The sequence below is a fragment of the Dokdonia sp. R78006 genome, from assembly GCF_042466145.1.
Taxonomy (GTDB): Bacteria; Bacteroidota; Bacteroidia; order Flavobacteriales; family Flavobacteriaceae; genus Dokdonia.
Window position 1 is genome coordinate 1,641,770 of record NZ_JAXHBU010000001.1, and the last position, 12,001, is coordinate 1,653,770.

Here is a 12,001-nt window from a genome sequence, read left to right on the forward strand (position 1 = left end):
CGAAGTTTAGATGCTAAACTAACCTTACTAAGATTTTGCTTGCGCAAAAACATAATAAGCAACGACAACATTTCAATTAATTTTTAAATTTTGATAGTAATCAGTTTCAATTCATACTCGTAAAAAGCCAAAAGGCATTGCGAGTATAGCGATATATTAACGCTTAGAGAATTGGAATTTCTTACGTGCTTTCTTCTGACCAAATTTCTTACGTTCCACCATTCTTGGGTCACGAGTAAGAAGTCCTTCTGGCTTAAGGATAAGACGATTTTCTGCGTCTAGTTCACACATTGCTCTAGAAAGAGCAAGTCTGATTGCCTCAGCTTGACCAGTAATACCACCACCGTAAACGTTTACTTTAATATCAAAGTTACCTTCGTTGTTAGTCATAACAAGTGGTTGGTTTACTTTGTACTGAAGTGTTCCTGTAGGGAAGTAGTTGTTCAGTTCTTTTTTGTTAATAGTGATGTTTCCTGTTCCATCAGAAAGGTAAACACGAGCTACTGCGGTCTTACGACGACCGATTTTGTGTAAAGTCTCCATTTACTTAATTTCGTTTAGGTTAATGGCACGAGGCTTCTGCGCTTCCTGATCGTGTTCTGCACCTGCATACACTTTAAGGTTACGGAAGATAGCACTCCCCAATTTGTTTTTTGGTAACATCCCTTTCACGGCAGCTTCTACTACACGTGTAGGATCTTTATCGTAAAGCTCTCTCGCTGTAAGACTACGTTGCCCACCTGGATAACCTGTGTGACGGATATATGATTTTTCCGTCCACTTGTTTCCTGATAATTGCACCTTTGCAGCGTTTATGATAACAACGTTATCTCCACAATCTACGTGAGGTGTAAAACTTGGCTTGTACTTACCGCGTAAAAACTTAGCTACGATAGAAGACATACGACCTAGCGTTTGTCCGTCTGCATCTATCAAAACCCACTCCTTGTTTACGGTAGCTTTGTTTGCAGATACTGTTTTGTAACTTAATGCGTCCACACTAATTAATTTTAATTAAACATTCCATTTCCCGCCTAAAAACGGGTTTGCAAAAGTACATAAATTTATTTATCACACAAACGTCTGTCTGACTATATTTTATATTGATCTTTTTATGAGCCTTATATGTCCTATTATAAAGGTGTAAACGAGTACTATTAATTGTGATTTTCACGCTTTCGCGAAAGCGTAACCCGATACATTGTGTTAATAAAACCTTAAAACAAGGAAGTTGTTGTCACATTCTGAGATGATTGAAGTCTTTCTAGTAAATCAATCAAAACCAAACCAATGTTACCTAAAATCAATCAACTCAGAGCAGTAATCGCGTTCCTTTTTCTAAGTTCCCTTAATGTAGTTGCCCAAACAGAAGCAACTGAAACTGCCATACCTAGGAAGGTGTATAACACAATTGCCATTAATGGTGAAGCTCCAGATATAGATGGAGACCTCTCTGATGCTGCATGGAATAATGTGGAGTGGTCTACAGATTACTTACAGTTTGAGCCAGATGTGGGTACACCTCCTACTAAGCAGACTAAAATGAAAATCACGTATGATGATAAAAATCTTTATGTGGCTTTTCATTGTCTTGAAAGTGATAAGTCTAGAATAGAGAGAAGGCTAGGGCGTCGAGACGATTTTCCAGGTGATTGGGTAGAGATTAATATAGATAGTTATAATGACGATCGCACGGCATTTTCTTTTACTGCCTCTGCTTCGGGAGTAAAAGGCGATGAGTTTGTGTCAAACAATGGCAACTTTGATAGTAGCTGGAATCCTATCTGGTATCTAGCCACTGGAGAAGATGAACAGGGCTGGACGGCAGAAATGCGTATACCTCTGAGTCAGCTGCGCTTTAGTGCAGAAGATGCGCAAACTTGGGGCATTCAATCTACAAGACGTTACTTTGCAAATGAAGAGCGTTCTACCTGGCAACCGCTACCTGCCAATCCTCCCGGATGGGTGAGCGAATTTGGAGAACTACGAGGAATTAAAGGAATCAAACCACAGAAACAATTAGAGATTCAGCCTTTTGTATTAGGTCAGTACGATACATTTGAGGAAGAGGCGGGTAATCCCTTTAGAGATGGAGACGATTTTGGCGGAAATATAGGGCTCGATGCAAAAATTGGAATAACAAATGATCTTACGTTAGACCTTACGGTAAATCCAGATTTTGGACAAGTAGATGCAGATCCAGGCGCTATTGCATTAGATGGATTTGAAATATTTTTTGAAGAGCGTCGTCCTTTCTTTGTAGAAAATAAGAGTGTCTTTGATTTTAGAGTAGGCGGTGGAGCAGATAATGTATTTTTCCCCAGACGTATAGGGCGCACTCCACAAGGAGGAACCACATTTGATGCTTCAAAAAGAGAGTACGAAGATTTCCCTACCAACACTACCATATTAGGAGCAGCAAAGTTTAGTGGTAAAACAAAGGATGGCTGGACTATAGGCGTGCTAGAAAGTGTGACAGGAAAAGAATTTGCCGAGATTGAAATAGACAATCGAGAAGAGATTACAGACCCTCTGGAGTTAGATGGACTTTTAGGAGAAAAGCGCAAAGAGCTAGTCGAGCCACTTACTAATTATTTTGTAGGTCGTATACAGAAAGACTTTAATGACCGTAACTCTTTTGTAGGCGGGATATTTACCACAACTCATAGAGATATGGAGCGTAGTCTAGATTTTCTCCATACCCAAGCTTATACTGGAGGAATTGATTTTAGACATAACTGGAAAGATCGCAAGTATTATGTAGAAGGTCGTGGTATTATAAGTCGTGTAAATGGAGACCCTCAAGCTATTTTAAATACGCAGACGTCACTTACACATTTATACCAGCGAGTAGATGCAAATCATCTAGAAGTAGACCCAGATGCGACAAGTCTCTCAGGAACTGGTGGTAATCTAGCTATAGGTAGAGGGAGCGGTAAGTGGAGATACGAACTAGGAGGAAACTGGAGATCTCCAGGGTTAGAGCTCAACGACATAGGTTTCTTGCGTCGCGCAGATAGAATTGTGCAATTTGCAAGTGTGAGGCGCTTTTGGAATAACTCAACTTCTTGGTATAGACAAGCAAATGTAGGGGTAGAGCAAACCACGCAATATGATTTTGATGGAAACTTCAACCGTATTCAGTATGAAGGTAGAGCAGAAATTAATTGGAAGAACAATTGGTTTACAGAAGTAGGTGGTGCGCATAAACCTCGCATATTTATAAACTCCTTTTTGCGTGGCGGGCCACGATGGAGATTTAATGAAGAGAATTTTTATTTTGCTGCTGTGGGTACAGATCAACGTAAGAAATTAAGTGCAATCGCGATATATGTAAATTCTCAAGCAAAACAAGATAACTTTTCCTTAAATAGGTACGAGCTACGTCTCAACTATCAACCTCTAGATGCATTGAGTTTATCACTCTCTACGCAATATGATATGAACCCTAATAAAACGCAATACGTATCACAGCAGTCGTATGCGCCTGCTACTTTTGGGACGAGATATATAACTGGGGAGATTGAGCAAGAAACGCTAAGTGCGACATTACGTATTAATTACAATATCAATCCTAACTTTACCATACAGTATTATGCGCAGCCATTCATTGCTAAAGGAACTTATACTAATTTCAATTTTGTAGCAGATAGTGATAATGAAAATCTAAACGAGCGAGTTACACTATTTAATCAGAATCAAATAAGTGAGATAGACGGAGGCTATGCCATAGATGAAGATGTAGATGGTACTGCAGACTATAGTTTTGGTAATCCAGATTTCAATTTTGTGCAGTTTCGTTCTAACCTTGTGGCAAGGTGGGAATACATCCCCGGCTCAGAAGTATTTTTAGTTTGGTCACAAGGAATAGAAGGAGGAGCGTCTTCTAGAGAAAATCTAACGGAAGCTTTTGATAGTCAGGTGCTAGGACAGCAAATTAGAAATACGTTTTTAGTGAAGTGGACGTACCGTTTTGTGTTGTAAGCTGAACGATTTATAATTAAAAACCCCAAATTCTTCACAGTAAGAATTTGGGGTTTATTTTTTTGTTGCGCTTTCGCGAAAGCGTAATTATTTTATGAGCACCTTTCTAGTTACAATAGTATTTTCAGATTGTAGCTTAACAACATAAATACCACTACTCCACGTCGAGGTAGGTAAGGTTGTAGCTTCAATAAACGAAGTGGAAACCACTATTTGGCCAAGTAAATTATAAACGGTAAGGCTAACTTCACTTTGTAAGTTTGCGTTTGTTTCAATACTTAGTTGTTTTTCTTTAGCATTAGATATAATAGAAACACTATTAGAAAAGTTATTATTATTAACGCCTAAAGTTATATCGAGTGTGATAGTATTTCTAGTAAGTGTAAGGTTGGGTACCTCAATGTTTTTTACTTCACAGGTATATGCTCCAGAATCTGCAAGCACAAGGCTGTCTATTGTGAAATCTGCTTCTGTTGCACCATCAATGGGGTTTCCATTTTTAAACCACTCATAAGTGTTTGTGGCACTTGAAGTTTCTGTTACAGAGAGTGTCACGGCTTCTCCTTCTGTGATAGCTAGAGTTTGCTCGTCATCAATGTTCGCTTGTCCTATATAATTAAAAATTAAAGGCCCTCCAGACGGATAGTAGTCTATTGCAGGTTCTAGGTTTTCAAAAATATACTCATTGTCATTAAGAGCAAAAAAGCTAAGTCTTGATAAATTTAATAATGGGATATCACCAGATAATTTATTGATAGCGACATCTAGTGTGCTTAAGAGCTCGAGCGCAGTTAGTGATTGTGGGATTACTCCACTTATTTCATTATTACTTATCACCAAGTCTCTTAGAGCATCTAGGTCTGCTAATTCTGAAGGTATGGTACCTACAAGATTATTATTAGGCAAGTTTATGCGAGTTACTTTGTTTTGATCATCTGTAGTGATTCCAAACCAAGTATCATATCCTTGAGTCAAGTCCCAAGTAGTACTCCAGTTTTCTCCATCTGTTGCATTATATAAAGCGATGAGAGCTTCTCTGTCTGGTTCTGGTAAAGTACCTCCAGTAAGTGTTATGTTATTACGAGTAAGTATGAGGTCAGTAATTATTGAGTTACTAACCTCACATGTATAAATCCCCGCATCTAACGAGCTCGGATTTTCTATTGTAAATGAAGGAGATGTAGCGTCCTCAATAGGGGAGCCGTTTTTTAACCATTGAAATGTATTATTCATATTTGGCACCCCCGTTACAGATAGGGTTATGGGATCATTCATTATTGAGATCTCCTCTTCTTGATTTAATTTCTTTTGATTGCTGTAGGTTAGAGTTGTAGTTTCATTGTAATAATCTACTCCAGGAATTAAATCATCAAAAACATAATTATTTTCGCCTAGAGCTAGAAAATTGAAATTTGGACTCGCAATTTGCGGAATCACGCCACTTAAGTTATTCCCACTAAAAACAGCTATTTCTAAATTTGGTAAATCTTCAATGCTACTTGGTAGAGAACCTTGTAATGAAACTTCTCCTAGCCACAGCGATCTAATAATTTGCAAGTTTGAAAATGCGTCATCTGGTAAAGAAAAAGCTTCGAAATCATTGCCTGACATGTCGAGACTGAATAATTGTTCAAATTGAAATATATATTGAGGAAAAACACCAGTAAAATTATTACTTCGCAGTTTCAGTTGAGTGAGGGCGGTTAAGCTTGATAAATCAGGAACCACACCCTCTAAGTTATTTCTCTCTAAATCTAAATATTGTAATGATGTATAATTACCATAATCTTGAGGTAATGACCCTGTAAGATTATTGAAGCTCAAATCTAAACGAGCTATTTGAGCCCCATTTGTTATTGTTTCAGGTAACTCCCCTGTAAACCCACAGCCTTTTAAACTTATAAATGCTAGATTGGGCATCTCAAACAGGCCTAGAGGTAATTGTTCATTAAAATTTGCTGTATTGTCTAATGATAAGGCAATTAAATTTTGTAGTTCAAATATAGCCTGTGGAAAAGCTCCTGTAATATTCGAATTTCTACCTAAGTAGAGTTCTGATATAGCGTCAAGTTGTCCTATTTCTTCAGGGATTTCGCCAGAGAGATTATTGTTGAAAAGGGCAAGTCTTGTTACTTTATATGTTGTTTGATCATATGATACTCCGTACCATTGTGTGTAAGGAGCATCTAAATCCCATGTATTTGTCCAGTTAGGTCCATCTAATGCATTATATATTGCAATTAGTGCATCTCGATCTGGCTCTGGTATTACCTCTGTAAATGATATATTATCTATATATACCTCAAATGCCTCATCAATAAAATTACCGAGACTTATTTCAAACTGCCAGTCCTCAGTTTCTGTAACTTCTATTTCTACTTCTCTAGTGTTCCAGTCAAAATTCTGAGGTATACGGCTGCTTGAAGTGTAAGGAGAAAAGTCTGCTCCTCCATACTTAGTCCCGATAACTTGTTGTCCAAAATTACTAGATCCTGTTTTTACTTTAAAATCATAGCTCAAAGTATAGGTTTTTCCTGCCTCTACAGGGAAGTTTAATGCGAGAAGCCTGGGAGTAGTGTCGCCATCTACAAATAGGGCACTACTTGCGCCGCTAGTGAGTTCTACAAGTTCTTGAGAAATAGATCCCTCTTGACTTTGCCAATTGTCTAGCGAAGTAGAAGACCAATTTTCTAAGTCTCCATTGGTAATTAGATTAGTTTGTGAATTTGCTAGCTGAAAGACTAACAAACAAATGATTAGTAAGTTGATTTTTTTCATGATTGATGTTTAGAAACGCTAAAGTATAATTTTATTGAGGAATTTACTTACGTATTTGAGGTTTTTGTTAGCTAGCTATTAAATGGTTTGCCGTAAGTCTTATTTTACGTAACTATGGGTTAGCATTTAAAACAAAAACCCCAAATTCTTAGTAATAAGAATTTGGGGTTTTTTCTTTTTACACTTTCGCGAAAGCGTAAAAAGAAAGCTAGTTCTTCTGATGATTAACTGCTTTTTAAAATTTATCAAGTTTTATAACTAACAAATTTGAGTAAAATGTTAAAATTATTCATGCTTACTCAATAACTCATGATAGAACGCTCTATATTTGATAGCGTAAATTTTGTTATGAAAAGAATTATTATTTTTTGCCTTGTATCATTTAGCTTCTCTAGCTGTGGTAATGATGATGTGAATAAGAAAGACAGCATTAAGGGAGGCGTGTACAGACAAATATCTTACGACCTTACGGTACCGTTAGACTTAAATAATGATGGTATTTTTTCTACCAACCTATTGGAAGAAAACGGAGCAGTTTTGAGTCCGCAACAGATTAATTTTAGCACAGATAACACGGTGATACCACCTTATCCTATTACTACCTGTGTTGACGATGATGGTAACGGACACCTGAATGAGTTTGTATGCTTAGTTGTAGTAAATTATGTAAGCCCTCCGTCATATATTCAAAACGAGAGAACAGTAACTATTAATAATGGTGTAGTAGGAACGCTTTCTGTAGATAGGGACACTTTAAGATTTGAAGAAACACTTACTAGGGATTTATTAAATAATGCTCCTTCGGGAGGTTTTGACGATACAATGGCAATATCTACTTACGTGAGAGAGTAACTAGAAAATATAAAATAGTACAATGACAAAATCCCAAACATCGTAAGATGTTTGGGATTTTGTCATTGTAAAAAAATATTAATACTCTATTTTTCTAATATTGTAGACTAATCTATTCACTTTTTTTTAAACCTTTTAATAATTTTTCCGCATCAATAAATCCATAGGTTACAGCCTCTTTTAAATGTTTTCGGGCATTTAATGTGTCATTTAATTTGAGAAATGTTTGACCCAGCCAGCTGTGGCTATTCCCAATTTCAAATCCATATTTTATTGAGGTTTTTAAATCTTCTATGCCAGAATTATAATTATTGAGATATAAATGAGCTATTCCTCTTTCGTGTATTATTTCAAAATCTTTTACACGGTAGTCAGAATCACTGTCCCATCTACCTGCATAATTAATAAATAGTCTTATACTATCACTTTTTATGGCACCTTCTGTTTTAAGAGCTTCGTTATAATAATTTATCGCTATCTGATACTTTTCAAGGCGCTTAAAATTATTGCCAATATTGTTTAAGACCATAGTGTTTTTGGGATCAAATGCAAGAATAAGTTTGTAGTCCTCAATTGCGCCTTCAAAATCACCAATCATAGATTTGTCAGCACCGCGATTAATTAATGCTGGTCGAAAGTTTCGTCTTTTGTTAATAGCTTTATTCAGAAGCCCTATAGCTTCTTCATATTTGCCATCTTCTTCTAGATCAAAAGCCTCATCGAAGTAATCATCTGCACTTCTTATATCGCAAGAGCTGAAAACTAATAAGGTTAATAAAATAATTGAAAATCTTTGCATGTGACTTAACTCTAATGCGCCTCTAGCCAATTCTGTCCTAATCCAACCTCAACATCAAGCGGCACGGCCATCTTAAAAGCACTTTCCATTTCTGTCTTGATTAGCTCTTTAATGGCATCTAGTTCGTCATTAGGAACATCAAAAACAAGTTCATCATGTACTTGAAGAAGCATCTTTGTTTTGTAGTCGCTGTTTTCTAGTTTTTCAAAAATATTAATCATCGCGATTTTAATAATATCTGCAGCACTTCCTTGTATAGGTGCATTCACCGCATTTCGCTCGGCTGCGCCTCGCACAACTCCGTTGCTGGAGTTAATACCATTAAGGTAACGGCGACGGTCTAATACTGTTTTTACATAACCATTTTCTCTCGCAAACTCAACAAGCTCGCTCATGTAGTTGCGTAGTTTTGGGTATGATTTATAATAGTTATCTATAAGTTCTTTTGCCTCGCCACGAGATAAATCGGTCTGGTTAGAAAGTCCAAAGGCAGACACTCCGTATATAATCCCAAAGTTTACCGTCTTCGCATTACTACGTTGCTCGCGAGTAACTTCTTCTAGTGGCACATTAAAAACTTTGGCAGCCGTACTAGCGTGAATGTCTTCTCCGTCTGTAAATGCTTGGATCATGTTCTCCTCCTCACTTAACGCGGCAATAATGCGCAGTTCTATTTGAGAATAATCGGCAGCAAGTAGGGTGTGGTTTTCATCTCTAGGCACAAAAGCCTTACGCACTTGACGGCCACGTTCTGTACGAATTGGAATATTCTGTAAGTTAGGATTGTTTGAGCTCAAACGTCCCGTAGCTGCAACCGTTTGCATGTAATCTGTATGCACACGTCCATCATGAGCTACTTGCTCTGGTAGTGCGTCTACATAGGTAGATTTTAATTTTGATAAGCCGCGATAGTCTAGTACTTTCTGGATGATGTCGTGATCTTTTGCGAGGTACGATAGCACATCTTCGGCAGTAGAGTACTGCCCAGTTTTTGTCTTTTTAGGCTTGTCGACAAGTTTCATTTTGTCAAATAATATCTCACCCAACTGCTTAGGTGAACCTATATTAAATTCTTCTCCCGCTTCCGCGAAAATTTCTGATGTAAGACGCTCTATATCTGCATTGAGATCACCAGAAAGGCTTTGTAAGAAAGATACATCAAGATTGATTCCTTCTACTTCCATAGCCGCTAGCACACGTAATAACGGAATTTCAATATCATCAAATAGCTTTCGAGTACCAGCCTCATCTAGCTCTTTTTCAAAATGATGTTTAAGTTGTAAAGTAATATCTGCATCCTCTACTGCATATTCTGTTTGATCATCTATAGAAACATCGCGCATCGATTTCTGGTTCTTTCCTTTCTTCCCTATAAGTTCTGTGATAGAAACAGGTGTGTAGTTAAGATAGGTCTCCGCTAGCACGTCCATATTATGACGCATATCTGGATTGATGAGATAATGTGCTAGCATGGTGTCAAAGAGTTTTCCTTTTACCTTTACATTATACTTAGCAAGTACTTTGATATCGTATTTTAAATTCTGTCCTATCTTTTCAATTTCGGTATTTTCAAAGAAAGGTCTCAACTCTTCTATAAGTACCTGAGCTTCTTCTTTACTTTCCGGAAAAGGAATGTAGTATCCTTTTCCTGCTTCCCATGAAAAAGCAATCCCTACTAGTTCTGCAACAAGCGGATCGAGACCTGTAGTTTCTGTGTCAAAACAAACAGAAGACTGATTGTTGAGGTTTTGTATAAATAATTTTCGCGCAAGCGGACTATCAATTTTCTGATAAAAATGGTTCGTGTCTTTTATAGTCTTTCGTGTTGACGCATCAGAAACTGCCGCAGCAGTCGCTCCGCTATCACCACCAAATAATGAAAACTGACCAGCTCCAGCACTAGAAGCAACCGCTTTCTTAGCCGAAGGTGTAGAAGAAACTTGCGTTCCTTGATCTGCTTCTCCAGAAAATATTTTGATAAACTGATCCTTCATTCGGCGGAATTCAAGCTCTTCAAACTTTTTCCCCACTGCCTCGGCATCTGGTTCAGAAAGTTCGTAGTCTTTTGCGTTAAAAGTCACGTCGCAATCTAGCATGATAGTCGCTAGTTTTTTTGAAAGTAAGCCTAATTCGGCATTTTCTATAACTTTCTCCTTCATCTTACCCTTGAGCTTATCTGTATTTGCCAGTAAACCCTCCATAGATCCGTATGCAGCTATAAATTTCTTTGCCGTTTTATCACCTACACCTGGCAGTCCAGGTATATTGTCAGACGCGTCACCCATCATACCTAGGTAATCAATTACCTGTAGCGGGTTTTCTACTTCAAAACGTTTTTGCACCTCCGGAATACCCCAGATTTCTATACCGTTACCCATTCGGGCAGGCTTGTACATAAATATATTTTCAGAAACTAGCTGTGCATAATCCTTATCTGGTGTGACCATGTACACCTTGAAACCTTCCTTTTCGGCTTGCTTAGATAGTGTTCCTATAAGGTCATCTGCTTCCACACCCTGACGTTCTATGATGGGAATGTGCATAGCCTTAAGAATCTCTTGGATATGAGGAATCGCAATACGTATTGCCTCTGGAGTTTCATCGCGGTTTGCTTTGTAATCTTCAAAAGCCTCAACACGTGCAGAGCTTCCACCTTTGTCAAAGGCCACTGCGAGGTGATCTGGACGTTCTCTTTTTATAACATCAAAGAGACTATTAGTAAATCCCATGATTGCACTTACATCCATTCCGGAGCTTGTGATACGTGGGTTTTTTATAAGCGCATAATATCCTCTAAAAATGAGCGCATATGCATCTAGTAGAAATAATCTCTTCTGGGTATTCTCGGTGGTATTGGTCACGTGAAGTTGTTTTGAATTACGCTTTCGCGAAAGCGTATGACGGCTAAAACTCAAATGTAAGAAGATGTGCTTAGATATAGCAGCGGTGTTGATAAATAGTAGTGCCAAACTTTATGACCTAAGCGAATTTTGCGTAAAAAATGAAGCAAGTGAAGGGTAAATCAAACTAGCGATAGCCTCACAATTATTGATTTATTGCCATATTTCGAAGTCAGCAGAATAAGACAAAATCATCAATGGCTGTTAGTTTGTGCCGCAACGAGGGAAATTTTTAGTAGAGTTCGATTAAGTCTAGACTTTTTTGGTTCGTTTTTTTTGTCAATGAAAAAAATGAACAACTTCTTTGAAAAGGACTCAATTAATGGAATGAAAACTATTGTTTTTAAAAACTACAATTGAATCCATAATTTTTTGAGAATTAACATTTTAGTTCACAATTATTTTAAATGATCTAAGCGAATTTTACGTAAAAAAAATGAAGTAAGTGGAGGGTAAAGCAAACTAGCGATAGCCTCACAATTATTATTTGCTAGTCATATTTCGAAGTCAGCAGAATAAGACAAAATCATCAATGGCTTTTAGTTTGCGCCGCAACGAAAGAAATTTTTAGTAAAGTTCGATTAAGTCTAGACTTTTTTGGTTCGTTTTTTTGTCAATGAAAAAAATGAACGACTTCTTTGAAAAGGATTCAATTAATGGAATGAAAACTATTGTTTTTAAAACTACA

The 12,001-nt window shown here is 37.4% G+C and carries 7 protein-coding genes; 2 read left to right on the top strand and 5 right to left on the bottom strand.

The annotated features are described in order from the left end of the window. Positions 1-156: 156 nt before the first annotated feature. Both rpsI and rplM read right to left on the bottom strand, forming a co-directional pair. On the bottom strand, positions 157-543 hold the full coding sequence (gene rpsI, locus SJY37_RS07375; RefSeq protein WP_298330084.1) for a 30S ribosomal protein S9: 387 nt from the start codon (positions 541-543) through the stop codon (positions 157-159). Continuing rightward, positions 544-999, bottom strand: coding sequence for a 50S ribosomal protein L13 (rplM, locus tag SJY37_RS07380; RefSeq protein WP_013750176.1), 456 nt, complete (start codon positions 997-999; stop codon positions 544-546). Positions 1,000-1,290: 291 nt separating this feature from the next. Between rplM and SJY37_RS07385 the strand changes: the two genes are divergently transcribed. Continuing rightward, positions 1,291-3,984, top strand: a complete 2,694-nt coding sequence (locus tag SJY37_RS07385; RefSeq protein WP_379952947.1) for a DUF5916 domain-containing protein — start codon at positions 1,291-1,293, stop codon at positions 3,982-3,984. Positions 3,985-4,071: 87 nt separating this feature from the next. Here the strand turns inward: SJY37_RS07385 and SJY37_RS07390 are convergent, their stop codons facing one another. Further along, positions 4,072-6,762 carry an immunoglobulin domain-containing protein gene (locus tag SJY37_RS07390; protein WP_298330080.1) on the bottom strand — a complete coding sequence of 897 codons (2,691 nt, stop codon included), beginning with the start codon at positions 6,760-6,762 and terminating at the stop codon, positions 4,072-4,074. Positions 6,763-7,110: 348 nt separating this feature from the next. On the opposite strand from SJY37_RS07390, the gene SJY37_RS07395 reads away from it, so the two are divergent. Beyond that, positions 7,111-7,614 (top strand): hypothetical protein, encoded by a 504-nt coding sequence (locus tag SJY37_RS07395; RefSeq protein ID WP_298330077.1) that lies wholly within the window; start codon positions 7,111-7,113, stop codon positions 7,612-7,614. A gap of 112 nt (positions 7,615-7,726) precedes the next feature. On the opposite strand, the gene SJY37_RS07400 is transcribed toward SJY37_RS07395, so the two are convergent. Together SJY37_RS07400 and polA are read right to left on the bottom strand one after the other, a co-directional pair. Then, on the bottom strand, positions 7,727-8,413 hold the full coding sequence (locus SJY37_RS07400; protein ID WP_298330074.1) for a tetratricopeptide repeat protein: 687 nt from the start codon (positions 8,411-8,413) through the stop codon (positions 7,727-7,729). A gap of 11 nt (positions 8,414-8,424) precedes the next feature. After that, positions 8,425-11,274 carry a DNA polymerase I gene (gene polA, locus SJY37_RS07405; protein ID WP_298330366.1) on the bottom strand — a complete coding sequence of 950 codons (2,850 nt, stop codon included), beginning with the start codon at positions 11,272-11,274 and terminating at the stop codon, positions 8,425-8,427. Between the last annotated feature and the right edge of the window lie 727 nt (positions 11,275-12,001).

Coding starts and splice junctions, on each gene's coding strand:
- SJY37_RS07400 (WP_298330074.1), bottom strand. CDS start 8,413: ATGCAAAGATTTTCAATTATTTTATTAACCTTATTAGTTTTCAGCTCT.
- SJY37_RS07395 (WP_298330077.1), top strand. CDS start 7,111: ATGAAAAGAATTATTATTTTTTGCCTTGTATCATTTAGCTTCTCTAGC.
- rpsI (WP_298330084.1), bottom strand. CDS start 543: ATGGAGACTTTACACAAAATCGGTCGTCGTAAGACCGCAGTAGCTCGT.
- SJY37_RS07385 (WP_379952947.1), top strand. CDS start 1,291: ATGTTACCTAAAATCAATCAACTCAGAGCAGTAATCGCGTTCCTTTTT.
- SJY37_RS07390 (WP_298330080.1), bottom strand. CDS start 6,762: ATGAAAAAAATCAACTTACTAATCATTTGTTTGTTAGTCTTTCAGCTA.